Genomic DNA, 20,183 nt, shown 5'->3' with positions numbered 1-20,183 from the left:
CCCCGCAGGCTGCCCAGAGCCCGTGGTCGAATGGCTGCATGAATGCCCGGCCTGGGCCGGGCGCTACTCAGTGGCTCAATGCATCAGAACGGATACTGGCGCGGCACGTGCTGCACGCTTACCCAGTGATCGCGGGTAAACTCGTCGATGGCCCAGTCCCCGTTGAAACGGCCAAGCCCCGAGTTCTTCTCACCGCCGAACGGCGCGTTGGCCTCGTCGTTCACCGGGATGTCGTTGATGTGGCTCATGCCTGCACGCACCTGGCGGGCAAAGCGCACGGCACGCTCCAGGTTGCGGCTGAACACCGCGCTGGAAAGGCCGAATTCGCTGGCATTGGCCAGCTCCAGGGCATGCGCTTCGTCACGCGCGCGCAGCAAGCCCACCAAGGGGCCGAAGATTTCGTTACGCGCGAGGTCCATGTCGACGGTGACCTCGCCATACACATGCGGCGCCAGCAAGTTGCCGTCGACCCCGCCCTCGTACAGCGGCTCGGCACCTTCGCCGCGTGCCAGGCTGATCTTGTCCTGAAGGCCCTGCAGTTGCCGGGCATTGATTACCGGCCCGATCACCGTAGCTGACGAGTCCGGATCGCCTACCACCAGCGCCCTGACACGCTCGACGAAGCGCTGCGCAAAAGCGTCGTAGAGGCTGTCGTCGACGATGATCCGGTTCACCGCCATGCAGATCTGCCCCTGATGCAGGAACTTGCCAAACACGGCAGCATTCACCGCCTGTTCAAGGTCGGCATCGTCCAACACCACGAACGGGCTGTTGCCGCCCAGCTCCAGGGCAACGTGCTTGAGGTGTTCGCCACCGCTCGCAATACGGCCAATGCCACGCCCCACCGGAGTGGAGCCAGTGAAGGTGATCAGCGCCGGCACCGGGTGCTCGACAAAGGCATCACCGATATCGCCGCCCGCGCCGACCACCACGCTGAGTACGCCGGCTGGCAACCCGGCCTCTTCGAAAATGCGTGCCAGCAGCAGGCCGCCGCACACCGGGGTGTCGCTGGCAGGCTTGACCACCACGGCATTGCCCAGCGCCAGCGCCGGGGCAATCGAGCGCTGGGTCAGGTGCAGCGGGAAATTCCACGGGCTGATGACCCCGACCACACCCTGGGCGCTGCGGTACACGCGGCTTTCCTTGCCCGGCACGTTGGACTCGACGATGCGCCCATGCACCCGCGACGGGAACGATGCCGACTCTAGCGCAATCGCCCGCGCCGCGCCCCATTCCAGCTGCGCCTTGAGCCGGGTACTGCCGGATTCGCGGATGATCCAGTCGATGATCTCGTCGCGGCGACGATCAAATATCGCCACCACTTCGTACAGCACCGCCGCGCGTGCGGCGGGGCCCAGTGCCGCCCATTTTGACTGTGCCCGGGCTGCCTCCAGATAGGCGGCATCCAGGTCGGCACGACTGGCCTGTTGGACCTCAAGCAACAAGTCGCCGTTGTATGGGTTGTACACATTCAGGGGCTTGCCGGCACTGCCGGCGCGCCACTCGCCGGCAATCGGCAGCAGTTGAAGGTCTTGATAACGAGGGCAATGGGCAGACATTCAAGGCTCCTTGGTCAGCACGTAGGTTTGTTGGCAGCTTCAGGCTCACTGGCCTGTTGTGGCGCACGCACCTGGATGAAGGCGATGGCAAGCGCACCGATCACCCCAGGCAGGGCGAAGGCGAGGAAGTTTTGCTGGATCGGCAGTTGCATCGACAGCAGGCTGCCACCCAGCATGGGCCCGGCGATGGCGCCGAGGCGGCCGATACCGGCAGCCCAGCCCACCCCGGTGGAGCGGATGTGCGCCGGGTAGGCGATAGAGGCATAGGCATGGATTACTGCCAGAGTGCCGATGGTGGTAGCGCCGGCGACCAGCAACAGCAGGTTGAGCAACAGCGGGCCCGGGTTGAGCCCCAGCGCCGCCAGCGACAGCGCTGCCAGCACGAAGAACAGCGCCAGCGTGCGCTGCACCCCCAGGCGGTCGGCGAGCCAGCCACCAAACAATGCACCCACCGTGGCGCCAATGTTCAGCGTCACCAGAAACGCCAGGCTCGAGCCCAAGGGGTAGCCGCCCTGCGCCATCAGCTTGGGCAACCAGGTATTGAGGCCATAGCTCATCAGCATGCACATGGCGAACGCCACCCATAGCAACAAGGTGGCCAGGGCCTGACCAGGGCCGAACAACTGCGCCAGGCGCGCCTTGTCTACCGGTTGGTCGCTGCCCGCCAAATGTAGCTCGGTGCCCGGGCGAAACGCCGGGTCGACCTTCGCCAGCAACCGTTCAAGCTCGGCACGGCGCCCCTTGAGCTCAAGAAACGCCGCCGACTCCGGCAGGTAGCGCAGCATGAACGGCACGGCCAGCACCGGCAGCACAGCCACATAGAACACAGCTTGCCACCCCCACTGCGGGATCACCGCGATTGCCAGCAAAGCCGACAGCACTGCGCCCACCGAATAGAAGCTGGACATCACGGTGATCATGGTGCTGCGCCGCCCTTGCGGGGCGAACTCGCTGATCAGGTTCACGGCGCTGGGTACCAGCGCGCCCAGGGCCAGCCCGGTCACTAGGCGGCAGGCACCGAGCGCCAGCGGGGTTTCTGCATGCCCGGTCATGAACGCCGCCAGGCTGGCCAGCAGTGTGGTGAGGATGATCAGTTTGCGCCGGCCGAAACGGTCGGCCAGTGGCGCCAGCAAAGTACCGCCGAACAGCATGCCGAACAGCGCACAGCTGCCGAGCGTGCCGGCTTCGATGGCGCTAAGTTGCCATTCCTGCATCAGGCGTGGCACCACCGAGCCGTAAATCACCATGTCATAGCCGTCGAACAGCATGATGAAACAGCCCCACAGCAGTATCAGCAGGTGCGTGCGATTGAAGGGTGCAGCATCGATCACTTCACTTACGGAAGTCGTCTTCATAGCCACCTCGGTTCTTGTTTTTGTGGGTGTCGCGTGGTGTGCGTGTGTGTCGGGTTCAGGGCTCGATGGTCTGGGTCGGCACTTCGATCAGCACTGGCCGGTCGCTCTCCAGCGCTTCACGCAAGGCCTGGGCGAAGGCGCTGGCAGTGGCCGCATGCACCGCCTGCACGCCATAGCCACGGGCGATGGCGCAGAAGTCCAGGCCAGGCACGTCCAGCCCGGGCGCATCAGTGACGTCCAGCACATCAGCGAACCAGCGCAACGCGCCGTAAGTGCCGTTCTTGAGGATGATGAACACCACCGGGATGTTGTATTGCGCGGCGGTCCACAACGCGGTGATGCCATAGTTGGCCGAGCCGTCGCCGATCACGCCGATCACCCGCCGGCCAGGCGATGCCAGCTGCACGCCAACTGCTGCTGGCAGGCCAAAGCCCAGGCCACCGGCTGCAGGGAAGAAATAACTGCCCGGCTCACGCATTTCCACGCGGCGCCAGAACGCCCCCACGGTAGAGGTGGACTCCTTGACGTAGATGGCGTCCTTGGGCGCCAGGGCGTTGAGCAGGTCGAACACGGTTTCAGGGCGCAACAGGCCACCGTCATCCGCCACCGGTTCAGCAGCAGGCAAAGCGGTGGGCATCTGCCGCACGCTCTGCGGCACGCCGTCCAGCACGGCTTCGAGGGTAAGCGCAATGTCGCCGACCAGGGCGTCGCCCATGGGCGCGCGCGCCGCTTCGCCCGGGTCACAGGTCAGGTGCAGCAGCTCGCAGCCGGCCGGCAGGTAGTTGCCTGGGGCGAACTGGTGGTAGCGGAACACCGGAGCCCCCACCACAAGGATCAGGTCGTGCCCGGCCAAATTGTGGCTGATGCCGGCAATGGCTGCCGGCAATACCCCGCGGAAGCACGCATGCCGAGTGGGGAACGGGCAGCGCGACGCCGAAGGCGCGACCCAGGCCGGCATGCGCAGCTTCTCGGCCAACTGCACAGCCAGGCCATTGGCAGCGCTGCCATCGACATCCGGGCCCAGCACCAGCACCGGGTTGCGCGCCGCTGCCAGGCGTTCGCACAGGTGCTGCAGCTGCGCCGGCGACGGCAGCCCGGCACTGCTCACCTGGCGCCGTGCCAGGTGCTCGACACCGCTTGGCGCTTCGCACGCCCAGTCGTCATAGGGGATCGACACGTACACCGGCCCGCGTGGTGGCAAGTTGGCGGTGTGGATCGCCTGGCTCAGGGCGCGCGGCACGTCCTGCGCGGTAGCGGGCTCGTGGCTCCACTTGACCAGTGGCTTGGGCAGCTGTGCGGCATCGACATTGGCCAGCATCGCTTCCACCCCGATCATCGAGCGCACCTGCTGGCCGGCGGTAATCACCAGCGGGCTGTGCGAGTACCAGGCATTGGTGAGGGCGCCCATACCATTGCCGGTACCGGCAGCCGCGTGCAGGTTGACGAAGGTGGGCTGGCCGCTGGCCAGTGCATAGCCATCGGCCATGCCGACCACGGCGCCTTCGTGCAGGCCGAGGATGTAGCGGAAATCCTCCGGGAAGCCCTTGAGAAACGGCAGCTCGTTGGAGCCGGGGTTGCCGAAGATGGTGGTCAGGCCATGCTGGCGAAGAATGTCGTAAGTGGCGCCGTGAACAGTTTTCATAAAGCCCCTTGCAGCTTGTTTTTGGAATTCGGGTTACTTTTGCAGCCACGGCCAGATTGATCAAATTGATACTATCTTTACTAAAAATAAAACCTATCTATGTGAAGTCAGCGCCCCATGAGCCACATCGACCTGAACCTGATCCGCACTTTCGTCACCCTGTACGAGGCCCGCAGCGTCACCCTTGCCGCCGAGCGCCTGTTCGTCACCCAGCCCTCGGTCAGCTATGGCCTGGCCCGCCTGCGCGAACTGTTTGACGACGCCCTGTTCAGCCGCACGCGTGACGGCATTCAGCCGACCTTTGTTGCCGAGCAGCTGTACGGCACCCTGCGTGACGCACTGACGCGCATCGAAGGTGCTGTGCAGAGCACCCGCCAGTTCGACCCCGCGACCACCGAACGCAGGTTTCGCATCGCCCTTTCCGACCTTGGCGAAATGGGCTTCTTGCCGCTGATTCTGGCGCGCCTGAACCGCGATGCCCCGCAGGCTGAAGTCGAGGTGCTGCCACTGCAGGTCGACCAGGTGGGCGACTGGCTGGCCAGCGGCAAGATCGACGCCGCCATCTGCCGCCCGCCGGTGCCGGGCACGCGCAGCCAGGTACTGATGCGCGAACGTTATGTATGCCTGCTCAGCTGCGACCACCCTCGCATCGGCAATGAACTGAGCCTTGAGCAGTTCATTGCCGAGCGCCATATCAGCGTTACCCGTACCACCGGCCACGGCAGTGTCGAAGACGTGCTCACCAGCATGCAGTTGCAGCGGCGCATCAGCCTGCAGGTGCCGCACTTCTCGGTGCTGCCGAAGATCATCCCCGGTACCGACCTGCTCGCCGTGCTGCCGGCACAGATCGCCCGGCTGTTCATGCAGGACGGAGGTTTGAAAATGCTTGAGCTGCCGTTCCAGGTTGCCGAGTTCAACGTGTCGCTGAACTGGCACCCCAACAGCGACAACTCCGCCGCCCTGCAATGGTTCTACGCCACGGTCGCCCAGGCGATCATCGATGGCCAGGCTTAGGCGTCGGCCAGCACTGGCCGCGCCGTGCTGGCCGCGGGGCACAGCAACAGCAGGCAACCGGCGGCAAGCACGAAGACGCTGGCAAACACCCCGTACAGGTGCAGCGGTTGCCAGCCGCCATCGAGCAACATACCGGCCACGGTCGGCGACAGAATTGCGCCCATGCGGCCAATGCCGATGCCCCAGCCCACGCCGGTAGCGCGCACCGAAGCGTCATAAACCACCGGCGACAGGGCATACAGGCCGGCCACGCAGCCATTGGAGAACAGCCCGATCAGCAACCCCAGCGCCAAGGCGGCACTGACCGACGCGCCATTGACCACGAACAGCACCAGCAGCGCCGCCGTGATCAGCATGAACAGGGCCAGCACGCGGGTGAGTGGCCAGCGCGAAGCCAGGCCACCGATCAGCGCCGCGCCAAGGATGCCGCCAACACTCAACAGCACCCCGCCGGTGATGCCCTGCTGTGCCGACAGGCCGGCGGCGACCAGCAGTTTCGGGGTCCAGCTCATGACGAAGTAGAAGCCGAACATGACCAGGAAAAACAGCAACCAGATCACCAGCGTGGTGCGGCGCATGGCAGGTGTCAGTAGCTGCCGGAAGCCGCGGGCGGCGCCCTGCTCCCTTGCCATGGCTGTTGGCAGTTGTGCCAGCGCCGGCTGGCCAAGGCGCGCGGCCAGGCGGTTGACCCGTGCCAGGGCATTGGCCGGGCGACGCGCCAGCAGAAAGTCCAGCGACTCCGGCAGCCACAACAGCACCAGCGGGATCACCAGCACGGTGACAATGCCGCCAAACAGGAACACCGAGCGCCAGCCCCAATGCCCCAGCAGCCATACCGCCAGCAAACCACCCAGCGTCGCCCCCAGGGCATAACCGGTTGACTGCAAACTCACTGCCAGGCCGCGCCAGCGTTTGCTGGCGTATTCGCTGGCAATCACGTTGCTGCTGGCCAGGATGCCACCGATGCCCAGCCCGGTCAGGCCACGCAGCAGCGCCAGTTGCAACGGGCTCTGGCTCATTGCCGAGAGCAGCATGCCGATGCCGGAAAGCGCCAGGCACAGCAGGATCAGCGGGCGCCGGCCAAAGCGGTCGGCCCACGGTGCGAGGAACAACGAACCGGCCGCCATGCCGAACAGGCCGGCGCTGAGCAGCAGCCCGACCTGTGCGCCGTTCAGGTTCCACTCGGCAGACACCGACGACGCAGTGAAGGCCATGACCAGTACGTCAAAGCCATCGATCATGTTGAGGACGATGCAAATACCAATGGCCAGGTACTGGAAGCGGCCCATCGGGTCGTTGTCCAGGCGTTGCTTGAGATCGGTATTCATGGAGTCACCTGCCGGTTGGCCACAGGCGGGAGGACAGATGCGCACGCGCAGGCAAGACGGAGGGAACCCTGACAGTTCCGGGCCGCTGGATAGCCATTCATGACTGAACCCTTTTTGTAATTGTTATTGCATACGGCAGGAGGGCTCCGGCCGTTGTCAGGCGCTAATCAACCAGATAATGGATCCACAAACAACAGGCCGTATGCGATCACTCCCAGAAAATCTCTCATGACCAAGGTTTAAAATTGACATGCAGTACATTTTATTCTTGTTTATCAGTAGTTTAATAATTTAACGCCTAGCCCAATTTTCGTTCGTTTACCGAACACTACATATCTATGGATCCATAAAACACTAAAAATCCATATCTGCCCCTTAAGGACTGAGCTGCCATGAACAAATCTTCATGTTCCCCGCCAGCGCCCTGATTGCGGGGCGAACAGCCGTTATCCACCCAGCGCCAGCCGCCGCTCGCCTTGAGGGCACGGTGGCTGTTGCGTAGCATCCCCGGCCCGATCGCGCGCCCGCACAGCCACCGCGATACCTGCTGAAAAGAGCTACTGATGCCACAACCCATCCCCCTCAAGGACCACGAAAAGGAAAAGCACCTGGTCAATCGCCGGCTCCTGGCCTGCGCCACCCTGGTCTTCAGCCTGGTCGCCGTGCTGGTGGGGCGGCTGTATGTCTTGCAGGTGCTGCAGCACGACCAGCAGACCGCCGTGTCGGAAAACAACCGTGTGCACGTGCTGCCCATCGCCCCCGAACGCGGGCTGATCTACGACCGCAACGGCGTGGTGCTGGCCGACAACAAACCCAGCTTCGACCTGACCATGACCCGTGAGCGGGCCGGCGGCGACTCGGCCAAGGTGCTCGACACCCTCACCCAGGTGCTAGGCCTGACCGAAGACGACCGTAAGCAGTTCGACAAAGACCTGCGCCGTGGCCGCAAGCCGTTCGAACCGGTGACCCTGATGGTGGGCCTGAGTGAAGAGCAGATCGCCCTGGTGGCGGTGAACCAGTTCCGCCTGCCGGGCCTGGAGGTGGAACCGCAGTTCATCCGCGAATACCCGCTGGCTGGGCATTTCGCCCACTCGGTAGGCTACGTGGGCCGCATCAACGAGAAAGAAGCCAAGGTCCTGGACAGCACCGAGTACCGTGGCACCCAGTCAATCGGCAAGACCGGTATCGAGCACTTCTACGAAAGCCAGCTGCATGGCCACGTGGGCTACGAGGAAGTCGAGACCAACGCCCAGGGCCGGGTGATGCGCGTGCTCAACCACAAGGCCCCGACCCCGGGCCAGGACATTGTCCTGACCCTGGACGCCCACTTGCAGGTGGCCGCAGAAAAGGCGCTGGGCGACCGGCGTGGCTCGGTGGTGGTACTGGACCCGGCCAACGGCGATGTGCTGGCAATGGTCAGCAACCCCAGCTTCGACCCCAACCTGTTCGTCAAGGGCATCAGCTTCAAGCAGTACGCCGAACTGCGCGATTCCATCGACCGCCCGCTGTTCAACCGCGTGCTGCGCGGCCTGTATGCCCCGGGCTCGACGGTGAAGCCGGAAGTGGCCATCGCCGGCCTCGACAGCGGCGTGATCACCCCGGGCAGCCGGGTGTTCGACCCGGGCTACTACGAGCTGCCCAACTACGACCACAAGTACCGCAACTGGAACCGCAGCGGCGACGGCTGGGTGGACATGTACACCGCCATCATGCGGTCCAACGACACCTACTTCTACGACCTGGCGCACAAGCTGGGCATCGACCGCCTGCATGACTACATGGCCGAATTCGGCCTGGGCCAGAAGGTGTCGCTGGACATGTTCGAAGAGGCCTCCGGGCTGATGCCGTCGGCCCAGTGGAAGCGCGCCACCCGGCGCCAGGCATGGTTCCCGGGCGAAACCCTTATCCTGGGTATCGGCCAGGGCTACATGCAGGTCACCCCGCTGCAGCTGGCCCAGGCCACCAGCCTGCTGGCGAGCAAGGGCGTGTGGCATCGCCCGCACCTGGCCATGACCGTGGGTGGCGATGCGCCGGTGGACCCCAACCCGATGCCCAACATCGTGCTGCACGACAAGCATGCCTGGGACCAGGTCAGCCAGGGCATGCAGATGGTCATGCACGACCCGCGCGGTATTGCCCGCGCCGCTGCGGCAGGCGCGCAGTACCGGATCGCCGGCAAGAGTGGTACCGCGCAGGTGGTGGCGATCAAGCAGGGTGAGCGTTACAACCGCAACAAGACCCTGGAGCGCCACCGCGACAACGCCCTGTTTGTCGGCTTTGCACCGGCCGACCACCCGAGTGTGGTGGTGGCGGTGATGATCGAGAACGGTGAGGCTGGGGGCCGGGTGGCGGGGCCGGTGGTGCGCGAGGTGATGGATGCTTACCTGCTGGATGAGCAAGGGCACTTGAAGCCGGAGTATGCGGGCGGGGTGCCTGCTCGGGGGGTGCCGCACACTTGAGATTGCCGGGGGCCGCTTCGCGCCCCATCGCGGCACAAGGCCGCTCCTACCCGTTCTGCGTTGAACAGACAGGCGCCAAAAATAAAATAATCACATAAGAATATGAATTCTTATTCTTTTTTTTGAGAAGAGTAATCCTTTATAACCTTCCCAACTGTACAGCAGCCAACACCCGGCCAACTGTCTGCAGCGCAACACCCGATCAACAGAGAACGCCCGCACGGCAACACCCGCGCAGACACGAACTCGCGCTAACTCGTTGATCCCACACAACATTAGAACCAGGCACGACGATTGCTCAAGCAAAGTCCCGCTCAACCAGAACCGGAGACCTGCCCATGAGCACCCCACTGAACGTCGTAGCCCTGTCCGGCGGTACTTCCCGCCCTTCGCGCACCCTGGCCCTGACCGAGGCGATCGTCGCCGAACTGGGCGAGCACCTGCACATCAAGCCGCACCTGATCGAACTGGGCGACATGGCCCGCCCGCTCGGCAGTGCTCTGTGGCGTAGCGAACTGCCCGAAACCGTCGAACAGCAGCTGCGCCTGGTGGAAAAGGCCGACCTGCTGGTGGTGACCACCCCCGTGTACCGCGGCAGCTTCACCGGCCACTTCAAGCACCTGTTCGACCTGATCGGCCAAGACGCCCTGGTCGACACACCGGTACTGCTTGCCGCCACCGGTGGCAGTGAACGTCATGCACTGGTGCTCGACCACCAACTGCGTCCGCTGTTCAGCTTCCTGCAGGCCCTGACCCTGCCCATCGGCGTGTTCGCCAGCCAGGCGGAACTGGCCGACTACCGGGTTTCCAGCGATGCCCTCGCCGCCCGTATCCGCCTGGCCGCCGAACGAGCCGTACCGCTGTTCGGCGCCCACCACGCATTGCGTAAAAGCGCCTGAGGAGCGGCCATGAATGCACCGGTAAATGCCCCCCTGCGCCCGGCCCTGGCCATCGCCCGAGAACTGGCCGGGCAGTTTGCCCAGACCGCCGTCGAGCGCGACGAGCGCGGCGGCACGCCAAAAGCCGAGCGCGATGCCCTGCGTGGCAGCGGCCTGCTGTCGCTGGCAATCCCGCAGGTCTTGGGCGGCCAGGGCGCCAACTGGCACGACACCTTCGCGGTGGTGCGCGAGTTCGCCCGGGTCGACAGCTCCATCGCCCATGTATTCGGCTTTCACCACCTGATGCTGGCGACCGTGCGCCTGTTCTCACGCCCGGACCAGTGGCAGCCGTGGTTTGAACAGACCGCCCGCAAACAGTGGTTCTGGGGTAATGCCCTGAACCCGCTGGACACGCGCACGGTGGTCAAGCACTTCGACGGCTGGTGCGAGTTTTCTGGCAAGAAAAGCTTCTGCTCCGGCGCCGGCGACTCGGAAATGCTCATCGCCTCGGCGGTGGACGAACGTGCCGGCGGCAAACTGCTGATCGCCGCCATACCCAGCGGCCGCACCGGCATCAGCCTGCACAGCGACTGGAGCAACATCGGCCAGCGCCAGACTGACAGCGGCAGCGCCACGTTCGAACGGGTGCGGGTCGAGCACAATGAACTGCTGCTCGACCCAGGCCCCCTGAGCACGCCGTTTGCTGCCCTGCGGCCGCTGATTGCCCAACTGCACTTCGCCAACCTGTTCCTCGGCATTGCCGAGGGCGCCTTCGACGAAGCCCGCCAGTACACGCTGAAGGAAAGCCGACCGTGGTTCCGCTCCAGCGCCACCAGCAGTGCCGAAGACCCTTACGTGCTGCGCCATTACGGCGAGTTCTGGGTCGGCCTGGAAAGCGTGCGCCTGCTGATCGAACGGGCCGCGCGCCAACTGGACGCCGCCTGGGCCAAGGAACACGCGCTCACCGCCGAGGAGCGCGGCGACCTGGCGCTGGCCATCGGCACCGCCAAGGTCGCCGCCAGCCGCCACGGCCTGGACATCTGCAACCGCCTGTTCGAAGTCACCGGTGCCCGTGCCACCCATGCCTCGCTGCGCTTCGACCGGCACTGGCGCAACCTGCGCACGCAAACCCTGCACGACCCGGTGGACTACCGCATTCACGAACTCGGCGAGTGGGCCCTCAACGACAAACGCCCTGCCCCATCCTTCTACTCCTGAGGACTGCCCATGCAACTGCTGACCCTCCCCCCGTCACCGACACTGGCTACCTCGATCAGGGCGACCGCACAGGTCTTCGAAGACCCCAGGTCGCAGGCGCTGCTCGCCCATTTGCAACAGGTCGCCCCCAGCGAGGCCAGCGTCCTGATCATCGGCGAAACCGGCACGGGCAAGGAGCTGGTCGCACGGCACATCCACAACCTCAGCGGCCGGCGCAACGGGCCGTTCGTTGCGGTCAACTGTGGCGCGTTCTCTGAATCGCTGGTGGAAGCCGAACTGTTCGGCCATGAAAAAGGTGCCTTCACCGGCGCCCTGTCGGCCAAGGCCGGCTGGTTCGAGGAGGCTAACGGCGGCACGCTGTTCCTCGACGAGATCGGCGACCTGCCGCTGCCGATCCAGGTCAAGCTGCTGCGCGTGCTGCAGGAGCGCGAGGTGGTGCGGCTCGGGTCGCGCAAGAGCATCCCGATCAACGTTCGGGTATTGGCCGCGACCAACGTGCAGCTGGAAAAGGCCATCAACGCCGGGCATTTCCGTGAGGACCTGTACTACCGGCTGAACGTGGTGACCTTGCAGTTGCACCCGTTGCGCGACCGCCCGGGTGACATCCTGCCGCTGGCCCGGCACTTCATCCGCAGTTACAGCGACCGGCTGGGCTACGGGCCGGTGGAACTGAGCCCCAAAGCCCAGGCCAAGCTGGTGGAATACAGTTGGCCGGGCAATATCCGCGAGCTGGAAAACGTGATTCACCACAGCTTGCTGACCTGTGGCGAAGGTACGATACAGACACAGGACCTGCGTTTGTCCAACCTGCGCATCGAGCGGCAAGAAGAGGAGCCGACATGCAATGGGGTGGAGGATTTGCTGCAGCGGGCGTTCAGCCGGTTGTACGAGGAGCAGTCGGGCGGCCTCTACGAGAAAGTGGAAAACGCCCTGCTGCGCTCGGCCTATCGGTTCTGCCATTACAACCAGGTGCATACCGCGCAGTTGCTGGGGTTGTCACGCAACATCACGCGCACGCGGCTGATTGCGATTGGCGAGCTGGTGGTGAACAAGCGGCGCGGGCAGGAGCAGCAGGTGCTGGATAACCGGGTGGTGCGGTTGTCGATCTGAGGCTTGTAGTGCCTGAGCCGGCCCTTTCGCGGCTAAAGCCGCTCCCACAGGGACAGCGCAAGCTTGAAGCTTATGCAGTAACTGTGGGAGCGGGCGTGCCCGCGAATGGGTCAGGATGCCGTGCGCGGCATCAGCTCATACGGGTGCTTCCACCCTGGCAGCGCCTGGATCCGCGCCTTCCACGCCTCTATATGGGTGAAGTCTGCCAACGCAATGCCAGTGTCCTCCGGCATGAACACGTACCCTGCCAACGACAGGTCGGCGATGGTCAGCCGGCCGCCGACCATGAACGGCGTCTTCGCCAGGTGCGCGTCGACAATGCGGTAAGCCGCCGTGGCACGCTCCCGCAGGAACCGGGTCACGTCCGTTTCGCCGGTGTTCTTCAGGCAGAACAGGAAGCGCAACGCGGCGTAATAGCTGGTGAACTTGTGGTTGTCGAACAGCATCCAGCGCCAGATCTCGCGCTTTTCGTCATCGTCACGCGGGCCGAACTGGCCGGTCTGTTCGGCAAGGTATTCCAGGATCAGCGCAGACTGGGTGAAGGTCTTGCCGGCGTGCTCCAGCACGGGCACTTCGCCCTGCTCGTTCACCTCGTCACGCCAGGTTTGCTCCCGGGTCTGGCCATGAAAGAAGTCGACGAACACCGGCTGCCAGTCCTGGCCCGTGAGTTCAAGCATCAGCGCAGCCTTGTAGGCGTTGCCGGATTCGGCGAAGCAATGCAGCTTGTAGTCGGGCATGGTGGGACCTTCAATTTCCTTTGAATGATCATGTAGCCCGAGCAGATCACGCCCGGCCCGGAACGGTCAATGCCCTCAGCCAAAACATCCCATTCCCCGTCCCTCCCGTCATAGTCCCCGCCCAACCGCCAATGCCATAGTGGAGAAAACAACACGGATAAAAACCATGTACAGAAACACCTCTACCCCCGCGGACGACAACGGTTGCGGCTGGTTCCACCTCAGCCCGCCGCGCCAGCCACGCGCCGCGCACCAGGGGCGGAGCGAGGCGCGCTGGGTGGTGCTTGGCGCGGGCTTCACCGGCCTGGCCGCCGCGCGGCAACTGGCCTTGCATCACCCTGACGACGAAGTGATCCTGGTCGACGCCCAGGAAGTCGGCTTCGGCGCCTCGGGGCGCAACTCCGGGTTTGCCATCGACCTGCCCCACGACATTGGCGCCGCCGACTACATCGGCGACCTGCCCACGGCGCGGATGAACCTCAAACTCAACCTGCGCGCGCAGGCGATCTTGCGCGAATTGATCAACCAGCACGGCATCGACTGCCAGATCCGCCCGGACGGCAAGTACCAGGCGGCCGTCGAAGACAAAGGCCTTGCGGTGCTCGAAGCCTACCGCAGCGGCCTGGAAAAACTCGGCCAGCCTTACCAGATGATCGATGCCCGCGACCTGCCCGAGCACTTCGGCACCACCTTCTACCGCAAGGCGCTGTACACCCCGGGCACCCAGTTGCTGCAACCGGCGGCCCTGGCCAAAGGCCTGGCCGACAGCCTGCCGGGCAACGTGACCCTGTACGAACGCACCACCATCACCCACATCGAGCAGGGCCGGCGCATCACCCTCAAGCACGCCAATGGTGAGGTCGTCGCTGACCAGCTGTTGCTGACCAACAATGCCTTCGCCTCGTACTTCGGCTTCCTGCCTGGCCGCCTGCTGCCGATTTTCACTTACGCCAGCATGACCCGCCCGCTGACCGAGGACGAACAAGCCCGCCTGGGCGGCAAGAACACCTGGGGCATCATCCCGGCAGACCCGTTCGGCAGCACCCTGCGGCGCACCCCGGACCAGCGCCTGCTGGTGCGCAACAGCTTCAGCTTCAATGCCGACGGCCGCGCCAACCCACGCCACATCGCCCGTGCCGGGCGCCAGCATCGCGATTCGTTCGAGCGGCGCTTCCCGATGCTGTCGGGCATGGCGTTCGAATACACCTGGGGTGGCTCGATGTGCCTGTCGCGCAACCACCTGTCGCACTTCGGCACCCTCGCACCCAACGTGCACGCGGCGCTGTGCTGCAACGGCCTTGGCATCACCCGTGGCACCGCTACCGGCACCCTGCTGGCTGACTGGCTGAGCGGCGAACACGACGAGCTGATCGACTTCCTGCTGGGCTCCGCAGGCCCCAACCGCAACCCGCCGGAGCCGCTGCTGAGCGCGGGCGTCAACCTCAACCTGCACTGGGGCCAGCGCCGTGCCGGCCTGGAAAGCTGACAAGGAGGCACCATGCATAGCCTTGGCATTCTCGGGGTGGGCGAACTCACCGAAAAAGTGGTCATCGGCCTGCGTCGCAGCGGTTTCGAGGGCCCCATCCTGCTGTCACCCCGCAATGCGCAACGGGCAGCCCTGCTGGCCCAGGAGCATGGTTGCCAGGTGTTGCCGAGCAACCAGGCAGTGGTCGACCAGGCAGATCTGGTGATCCTTGGCGTGCGCCCGCATTCGCTCGCCGAACTGGCAGATGAGCTACACCTGCGCCCCGGCCAGCGCCTGGTTTCGCTCGCCGCCGGGGTCAACCTTGCACAGCTGTCCACTGCGTTCCCTGGCGCCCTCTGTGTGCGTGCGATGCTGTCGTATGCGGCGCAGTACAACCAGTCCACGGTAGTGGTTTGCCCACCCGATGCGCTCACCACCCAGTACCTGGGGCCACTGGGCAAACTGGTGGTGCTGCACGGCGAGCCAGAATTCGAACTGGCCACCGTGGCGGCGTGTATGAATGGCTGGTTCTACTTCCTGCTGCACGACCTGCAACAGTGGCTGATGGACAAAGGCCTGCCCGCAGCCGAAGCACGTGCGCTGGTGCTGGGTAACCTGCAAGACTGCGTGGCCAGTGCCGGGCAGCAGCCGGCGTACACGCTGAAGGCCTTGGGCCAGGCCATTGCCACGCCGGGCACTTTCACCGCTGATGGTTTGGCGGTGCTGATGCATCAGCCGGTAAGCGCTACCTGGGGTGCGGCATGCGAAGTGGTGCTGGACGGGTTGTTGACACGCTCAGGGCAGGCAGAGGGATAAACTGCCCACTACTGTCGTGAACGATAACTGCATGGTTCGCCTTGATAGATTTTTAATTATTGCGAGCCCGTTTTTCTTTTGATTTGGTCCATACGCTCTCGATTAATACTTTCAAGGGTTTGACTCGACAAGCTTTCCCCCCCTTGTATACCTGCAGTCGTACGAATATCAGTATTCCTTAGAAACAGCTCCTCATCCAATCCCAAACCGGCGTTAATCATACTATTTAAATGGGCGCTTTCAGGACGCTGCATACTTAAATTACCTCCAGCACCGTCGAGCGACTCTCTGGAAAAAACGTCAGTAAAATCACTCAAGCTCCCAATATCCACAGCAACTCGCTGCAAAGCCTCCGGGGGGTCATATCTATCACTGCAGACGAAGACGAGGGCCGATGAGGTGACGGGGACTGGCCCGCATTATTCACGGGACTGCCCCCTCTTTGTCTCACTATAGGATATGTCGAGTAATGACCTAGATTAATGGGTGACCTGGATCTTGACGTGCTGTCCGACGAAGATGAGCCTGTAGAATTGAGACGCCTGTGAGTGTTTCGAGCAACCGGCCGCCCCCGCGCCCTGCCAGGCATATGTCCAGAGTCATCTTGAAAATTGACAGGATCGCACTTGCAGTAAACATAACTATTGATGTCACCTCGGCCAAATGGGCTCCAACTGTCTGGTGATAGAAAGCGCCTGAGGGCCGGGTTGTATGCTCTGTATCCATTACCTAGCAAATACAGCCCAGCAATGGACTGCTTGGACCACCCGTTAAAACCGAGCGCCCCCTGTTCCAAGCCCAATGGAGAAAAACCATAAGGGTCATATGCCTGGGTTCGTAACGGTGTCACATCGCTCACGGCTCACCTCACTTCGCTAGTCCTCTGAGCTGGAGGATGATCTCGATCAATTACAAGATCTACTGGCAAAAATAACAGCCCATGACTTAGCTCCCCCACTACAGCTGCCGACAGACGCGTGCCGTATCCTCCTCGAAATGCCTCAATTCCGCCTGGTGCCGGTAGGCCAGTGGTATCCGCCAGTCCTCGGCACACCCGGTCATCCCATCCCATGACTCGTCCGAGCCGTTATAGGGCGTCCGCGCAGGCCGGTGCCATAGTGCCGCCACGTTAGTGCACCACATAACAACAAGAGGTAAGCCGTATGTCCGTTTCCAAACGCTCCGTAGAAGATGCGCCGCTCAACGGGTTCCACCGCAAACTGACGGTCTATTCCGCTGGCGGGCCTTTTCTCGATGGCTACGTGCTGAGCATCATCGGCGTCGCCATGCTGCAAATTACCAATGCCTTGCAGCTGTCGGCCCTGTGGGAAGGGCTGATCGCCGCGTCAGCATTGATTGGTGTCTTCCTGGGTGGTTTTCTCGGTGGCTGGTTCACTGACAAGTACGGGCGCAAGGTCCTGTACCTGATCGACCTGGTCGCCATCGTCGGTTTTTCAGTGGCGCAGTTCTGGGTCGAGTCGGCCTGGGCCCTGTTCGCCTGGCGGTTGCTGATCGGTATCGCGGTCGGTGCCGACTACCCGATCGCCACGTCGTTGCTGGCCGAGTTCCTGCCACGCAAGCAACGTGGGCCGTTGCTGGCGGCCATGGTGCTGATGTGGTTTGCCGGTGCCGCCGTGGCCTACATGGTCGGCGAACTGCTGCTGCGTGTGGGCGGTGAAGACGGTTGGCGCTATGTATTGGCCAGCGCCCTGATACCGGGTGCGCTGTTCCTGATTGCCCGCAGTGGCACACCGGAATCGCCACGCTGGCTGCTAAGCAAAGGCCGAACCGCCGAAGCCGACGCCGTGATCAAGAAAGTCTACGGGCCAGACTACTCCATTGCCGACCTGCCAGAGCAGACCAGCGACAAACCGGTGTCGGTGTGGTCGCTGTTCCACTCCGGATACGGCAAGCGCATGGCCTTTGTCACCCTGTTCTGGACCTGCGCGATCGTGCCGCTGTTCGCCATCTACTCGTTCGCCCCCAAAGTGCTGCAGGCACTGCAACTGACAGGCGACTGGGCGGCCTTTGGCTCCATCGCCATCACCTTGCTGTTCACCCTGGGCTGCCTGGTGGCCACCAAACTGATCAACCGCCTGGGCCGGCGCAACATGCTGATCCACAGCTTCCTCTGGTCGGGTATGTCGCTGGTGCTGCTGGGGGTGTTCCCGGATGCCTCGCCAACGACCGTACTGGTGCTGTTCGGGGCCTATGCCGTACTGATCGGCGGCGCCCAGGTGCTTGAATACGTCTACCCCAACGAGTTGTTCCCGACCGAAATCCGTGCGTCGGCGGTGGGCCTGGCCACTTCGTTGTCACGCATCGGCGCGGCCGTGGGCACGTACCTGGTGCCGATATCCCTGGCCTCCTACGGCATTGCCAACACCATGTTCGCTGCCGCCCTGATCTCGCTGTTCGGCGCCCTGATTTCGTGGTGGCTCGCCCCCGAGACCAGCAAGCTCGACCTGCAGCAAGCCGCGGCGCTTGGTAACCCCACCCGCACCTCTACCGCTGCCAAACCCGCTGTTCGTAAAGCCTGAAGGAGCCTTTTCGTGAACCAAGTACTGACTGTCGTGCGCAATGCCCCTCTCGCGTCGCTGGGTGCCCCTGCCCCGGCCCGCCTGCCGATCGGTGAACCCGTCGCCCAGGCAGCCACCGCCCAGAACCAGACCGACGAAGCCGTCGGCGCCAGCATCGGCGTATGGGAAAGCAGCCCGGGTGTGTTCCGCCGGCACCTGAAAAACCGTGAGTTCAGCCACATTGTCAGCGGCTGGTGCACCTTCACCCCCGACGGTGGCGAGCCGGTGGAGCTGCGCGCCGGCGACGCAGTGCTGTTCCCGGAGAACTGCGAGGGTGTCTGGGACATTCGCGAAACCCTGCGCAAGACTTACGTGCTGTTCTAAGGAACGAGCCGATGATCGAACGTATCAACCCTGGCAAACGGGCCAGCCAGATGGTGCTGGTGGATGGCCGTATCGAAACCGCCGGCATTGTGGCCCTGCAGCCAGGCGACATCGCTGCGCAAACCCGCTGCGTGCTGACGCAGCTGGAGCAGTGGCTGGCGCAGATCGGTGCGGGCAAGGGCAACCTCACCCGCATGCAGATCTGGCTAGCGGATATGGGTGAGTTTGCGGCGATGAATGAGGTGTATGACGCCTGGGTGGGAGATCAGCCACCGGTGCGGGCCTGTGTAGGTGCCGCCCTGGCTGCCCCTGAGTACCGCATCGAGATCCAGGCCTTCTGCCAGCTCTAACTCCCCATCGCGCGCTCCCTTTGCGGAGGCAACTTTTTTGCTCAAGATCTGAAAGCTGGCGCGATCACTGTGGGAGCGGGTTCACCCGCGAAGAATCCAGCGCGATGGATGGCACCGGCTTCGCCGGTGTTCGCGGGTGAACCCGCTCCCACAGTGTCCGCGATCCACAGCGAGAATTAGTGCAGTCTGCTAGAGCTCCGGGTCCAGCCCTACCTTGTCGCCATGCCAGTCAAACCGCTCCACTTCATGCCTGCGCTTGCGGAAGCTATACGGCGTCTCACCGTACTGCTTGCGAAACCACAAGATAAAGTGCGACGCATCGGAAAACCCGCACGCCAACGCAATGGTGGTGATGTTCTGGCTGGTGTTCACCAGCAACCGCCGGGCATGGTCCAGGCGCAACTTGCGCCAGTAGTTGGCCGGCGGCTCCTGAGTATTAGCCACAAATTCACGGTGCAACTGCCGGGGGTGGGTGCCCACCGCTTCAGCCACGGCCTTGAGCGTCATCGAGGCATCCAGGTTGGCGCGCATGAAGCTGATCGCCCGCTGCACGCGGTCGTTCTGGTACACGCATTCGCTGGCCGTCTTGTCCTGCTCTTCGGCGCGCTCATCCACCAGCAGGTATTCCAGCCCCTTCTGCGCCCGCACTGCGCCGCAATGCCGGCGGATCAGGTTGGCCGCCAGGTCAATGGCCGTGCCGCCCGGGCAGGTAATGATGCCGCGGTCGTCCACGTAGCTCTTGTCGATCACCGCCGTGGCCAGTGGAAAACGCTCCTTGAACTCGTCACGCAAGGTGAAATGCAGCGCACAGCGCCGGCCATCGAGCAGCCCGGCTTTGCCAAGCACGAACGACCCCGAGCACAAGGCGATGATCGGGATATTCGCCGCATGCACCTCACGCAGCGCATCCAGCAGCCAGGCCGGCGGGTTGCGGGTTTCGTCCAGCAGGCCACCGGCCAGCACCACATAGTCGTACTGGGCAAACAGGTTAAGCGGCTTGGTCGGCGAAATGGGCATGCCGCAACTGGCGGTGATCGGCTGGTCGTCCAGCGTCATCCAGTCCCACTGGCAGAACACCTGCTGGCTGCGGAATGACTTGTCCGCAGCAAAGCGCAGCGAGTCCACCAAGCCCGCCACCGGCACCAGGGTGAAGTGGTTCATCAGCACGAAGCCTACCCGCAGTTCTGGCTTGACCTGCGCAGTGATGACGGGGGCTTTTACCGGTTCTTCTTGTTGTTCGGCAAACATGAACGCTGGCCTCGTGACATCCATAATGGCGCCATTCTAAAGCGCGCCCTGCGTCCGTCATATCATATGCATCCCCACAAATAGGAAATGCGTGACAAAAG

Annotated in this window: 17 protein-coding genes and 1 pseudogene; 10 read left to right on the top strand and 8 right to left on the bottom strand. The window is 63.5% G+C overall.

Annotated features, from left to right (window positions below):
* Window positions 1-83: 83 nt before the first annotated feature.
* The 3 genes from E8E78_RS20030 to mdlC are packed head-to-tail and all read right to left on the bottom strand — an operon-like array spanning window position 84 to window position 4,556.
* Window positions 84-1,559 (bottom strand): aldehyde dehydrogenase family protein, encoded by a 1,476-nt coding sequence (locus tag E8E78_RS20030; RefSeq protein WP_280313438.1) that lies wholly within the window; start codon window positions 1,557-1,559, stop codon window positions 84-86.
* A 14-nt stretch (window positions 1,560-1,573) separates the two neighbouring features.
* On the bottom strand, window positions 1,574-2,914 hold the full coding sequence (locus tag E8E78_RS20025; protein ID WP_061202394.1) for an aromatic acid/H+ symport family MFS transporter: 1,341 nt from the start codon (window positions 2,912-2,914) through the stop codon (window positions 1,574-1,576).
* Between the two features lie 55 nt (window positions 2,915-2,969).
* Window positions 2,970-4,556 (bottom strand): benzoylformate decarboxylase, encoded by a 1,587-nt coding sequence (gene mdlC, locus E8E78_RS20020; protein WP_059396333.1) that lies wholly within the window; start codon window positions 4,554-4,556, stop codon window positions 2,970-2,972.
* A gap of 117 nt (window positions 4,557-4,673) precedes the next feature.
* Between mdlC and E8E78_RS20015 the strand changes: the two genes are divergently transcribed.
* Window positions 4,674-5,570, top strand: a complete 897-nt coding sequence (locus E8E78_RS20015; RefSeq protein ID WP_059396332.1) for a LysR family transcriptional regulator — start codon at window positions 4,674-4,676, stop codon at window positions 5,568-5,570.
* On the opposite strand, the gene E8E78_RS20010 is transcribed toward E8E78_RS20015, so the two are convergent.
* Window positions 5,567-6,898, bottom strand: coding sequence for an MFS transporter (locus E8E78_RS20010; protein WP_084967096.1), 1,332 nt, complete (start codon window positions 6,896-6,898; stop codon window positions 5,567-5,569). The two genes, E8E78_RS20015 and E8E78_RS20010, sit on opposite strands and share 4 nt — an antisense overlap.
* A gap of 563 nt (window positions 6,899-7,461) precedes the next feature.
* On the opposite strand from E8E78_RS20010, the gene mrdA reads away from it, so the two are divergent.
* From mrdA to sfnR, 4 genes are all read left to right on the top strand, one after another.
* On the top strand, window positions 7,462-9,357 hold the full coding sequence (gene mrdA / locus E8E78_RS20005) for a penicillin-binding protein 2 (RefSeq protein WP_049273013.1): 1,896 nt from the start codon (window positions 7,462-7,464) through the stop codon (window positions 9,355-9,357).
* Window positions 9,358-9,695: 338 nt separating this feature from the next.
* A complete protein-coding gene (msuE, locus tag E8E78_RS20000; RefSeq protein ID WP_084967097.1) occupies window positions 9,696-10,256 on the top strand; it encodes an FMN reductase in 561 nt (186 codons plus the stop codon).
* A 9-nt stretch (window positions 10,257-10,265) separates the two neighbouring features.
* Window positions 10,266-11,453 carry an acyl-CoA dehydrogenase family protein gene (locus E8E78_RS19995; RefSeq protein ID WP_084967098.1) on the top strand — a complete coding sequence of 396 codons (1,188 nt, stop codon included), beginning with the start codon at window positions 10,266-10,268 and terminating at the stop codon, window positions 11,451-11,453.
* A gap of 9 nt (window positions 11,454-11,462) precedes the next feature.
* On the top strand, window positions 11,463-12,563 hold the full coding sequence (sfnR, locus tag E8E78_RS19990) for a sigma54-dependent transcriptional activator SfnR (RefSeq protein ID WP_061202396.1): 1,101 nt from the start codon (window positions 11,463-11,465) through the stop codon (window positions 12,561-12,563).
* 110 nt (window positions 12,564-12,673) lie between these two features.
* On the opposite strand, the gene E8E78_RS19985 is transcribed toward sfnR, so the two are convergent.
* Window positions 12,674-13,300, bottom strand: coding sequence for a glutathione S-transferase (locus E8E78_RS19985; protein WP_049273006.1), 627 nt, complete (start codon window positions 13,298-13,300; stop codon window positions 12,674-12,676).
* Between the two features lie 166 nt (window positions 13,301-13,466).
* Between E8E78_RS19985 and E8E78_RS19980 the strand changes: the two genes are divergently transcribed.
* Both E8E78_RS19980 and E8E78_RS19975 read left to right on the top strand, forming a co-directional pair.
* Window positions 13,467-14,786, top strand: a complete 1,320-nt coding sequence (locus E8E78_RS19980; RefSeq protein WP_049273004.1) for an FAD-binding oxidoreductase — start codon at window positions 13,467-13,469, stop codon at window positions 14,784-14,786.
* 12 nt (window positions 14,787-14,798) lie between these two features.
* Window positions 14,799-15,581, top strand: coding sequence for an NAD(P)-binding domain-containing protein (locus tag E8E78_RS19975; protein WP_049273002.1), 783 nt, complete (start codon window positions 14,799-14,801; stop codon window positions 15,579-15,581).
* A 56-nt stretch (window positions 15,582-15,637) separates the two neighbouring features.
* Here the strand turns inward: E8E78_RS19975 and E8E78_RS19970 are convergent, their stop codons facing one another.
* Together E8E78_RS19970 and E8E78_RS19965 are read right to left on the bottom strand one after the other, a co-directional pair.
* On the bottom strand, window positions 15,638-15,898 hold the full coding sequence (locus E8E78_RS19970) for a hypothetical protein (RefSeq protein ID WP_152906017.1): 261 nt from the start codon (window positions 15,896-15,898) through the stop codon (window positions 15,638-15,640).
* A 266-nt stretch (window positions 15,899-16,164) separates the two neighbouring features.
* Window positions 16,165-16,440: pseudogene (locus E8E78_RS19965) on the bottom strand (RHS repeat-associated core domain-containing protein); the annotation flags it as partial.
* A gap of 304 nt (window positions 16,441-16,744) precedes the next feature.
* Here E8E78_RS19965 and E8E78_RS19960 point away from each other — a divergent pair.
* From E8E78_RS19960 to E8E78_RS19950, 3 genes are read left to right on the top strand one after another with little or no spacing between them, the layout of a single operon-like run.
* Window positions 16,745-18,121, top strand: coding sequence for an MFS transporter (locus E8E78_RS19960; RefSeq protein WP_059396344.1), 1,377 nt, complete (start codon window positions 16,745-16,747; stop codon window positions 18,119-18,121).
* 12 nt (window positions 18,122-18,133) lie between these two features.
* Complete coding sequence (locus tag E8E78_RS19955; protein ID WP_059396343.1) at window positions 18,134-18,484, top strand: cupin domain-containing protein; 351 nt, start codon at window positions 18,134-18,136, stop codon at window positions 18,482-18,484.
* Window positions 18,485-18,495: 11 nt separating this feature from the next.
* The gene (locus E8E78_RS19950) at window positions 18,496-18,834 is read left to right on the top strand and encodes a RidA family protein (RefSeq protein ID WP_049272997.1); all 339 of its coding nucleotides are present in this window, start codon (window positions 18,496-18,498) and stop codon (window positions 18,832-18,834) included.
* A 189-nt stretch (window positions 18,835-19,023) separates the two neighbouring features.
* On the opposite strand, the gene E8E78_RS19945 is transcribed toward E8E78_RS19950, so the two are convergent.
* Complete coding sequence (locus E8E78_RS19945; RefSeq protein ID WP_049272996.1) at window positions 19,024-20,082, bottom strand: GlxA family transcriptional regulator; 1,059 nt, start codon at window positions 20,080-20,082, stop codon at window positions 19,024-19,026.
* Window positions 20,083-20,183: the final 101 nt, after the last annotated feature.

Origin of the sequence: Pseudomonas sp. BN505, from assembly GCF_029873175.1 — a bacterium.
GTDB lineage: Bacteria > Pseudomonadota > Gammaproteobacteria > Pseudomonadales > Pseudomonadaceae > Aquipseudomonas > Aquipseudomonas putida.
The sequence above is the reverse complement of the archived record's forward strand: the minus strand, read 5'-3'. Positions and strand labels throughout refer to the sequence as shown.

What these genes read in the sequence shown, in the direction of transcription:
- E8E78_RS20030 (WP_280313438.1), bottom strand. Translation starts at nt 1,559, where the DNA reads ATGTCTGCCCATTGCCCTCGTTATCAAGACCTTCAACTGCTGCCGATT.
- E8E78_RS20025 (WP_061202394.1), bottom strand. Translation starts at nt 2,914, where the DNA reads ATGAAGACGACTTCCGTAAGTGAAGTGATCGATGCTGCACCCTTCAAT.
- mdlC (WP_059396333.1), bottom strand. Translation starts at nt 4,556, where the DNA reads ATGAAAACTGTTCACGGCGCCACTTACGACATTCTTCGCCAGCATGGC.
- E8E78_RS20015 (WP_059396332.1), top strand. Translation starts at nt 4,674, where the DNA reads ATGAGCCACATCGACCTGAACCTGATCCGCACTTTCGTCACCCTGTAC.
- E8E78_RS20010 (WP_084967096.1), bottom strand. Translation starts at nt 6,898, where the DNA reads ATGAATACCGATCTCAAGCAACGCCTGGACAACGACCCGATGGGCCGC.
- mrdA (WP_049273013.1), top strand. Translation starts at nt 7,462, where the DNA reads ATGCCACAACCCATCCCCCTCAAGGACCACGAAAAGGAAAAGCACCTG.
- msuE (WP_084967097.1), top strand. Translation starts at nt 9,696, where the DNA reads ATGAGCACCCCACTGAACGTCGTAGCCCTGTCCGGCGGTACTTCCCGC.
- E8E78_RS19995 (WP_084967098.1), top strand. Translation starts at nt 10,266, where the DNA reads ATGAATGCACCGGTAAATGCCCCCCTGCGCCCGGCCCTGGCCATCGCC.
- sfnR (WP_061202396.1), top strand. Translation starts at nt 11,463, where the DNA reads ATGCAACTGCTGACCCTCCCCCCGTCACCGACACTGGCTACCTCGATC.
- E8E78_RS19985 (WP_049273006.1), bottom strand. Translation starts at nt 13,300, where the DNA reads ATGCCCGACTACAAGCTGCATTGCTTCGCCGAATCCGGCAACGCCTAC.
- E8E78_RS19980 (WP_049273004.1), top strand. Translation starts at nt 13,467, where the DNA reads ATGTACAGAAACACCTCTACCCCCGCGGACGACAACGGTTGCGGCTGG.
- E8E78_RS19975 (WP_049273002.1), top strand. Translation starts at nt 14,799, where the DNA reads ATGCATAGCCTTGGCATTCTCGGGGTGGGCGAACTCACCGAAAAAGTG.
- E8E78_RS19960 (WP_059396344.1), top strand. Translation starts at nt 16,745, where the DNA reads ATGTCCGTTTCCAAACGCTCCGTAGAAGATGCGCCGCTCAACGGGTTC.
- E8E78_RS19950 (WP_049272997.1), top strand. Translation starts at nt 18,496, where the DNA reads ATGATCGAACGTATCAACCCTGGCAAACGGGCCAGCCAGATGGTGCTG.
- E8E78_RS19945 (WP_049272996.1), bottom strand. Translation starts at nt 20,082, where the DNA reads ATGTTTGCCGAACAACAAGAAGAACCGGTAAAAGCCCCCGTCATCACT.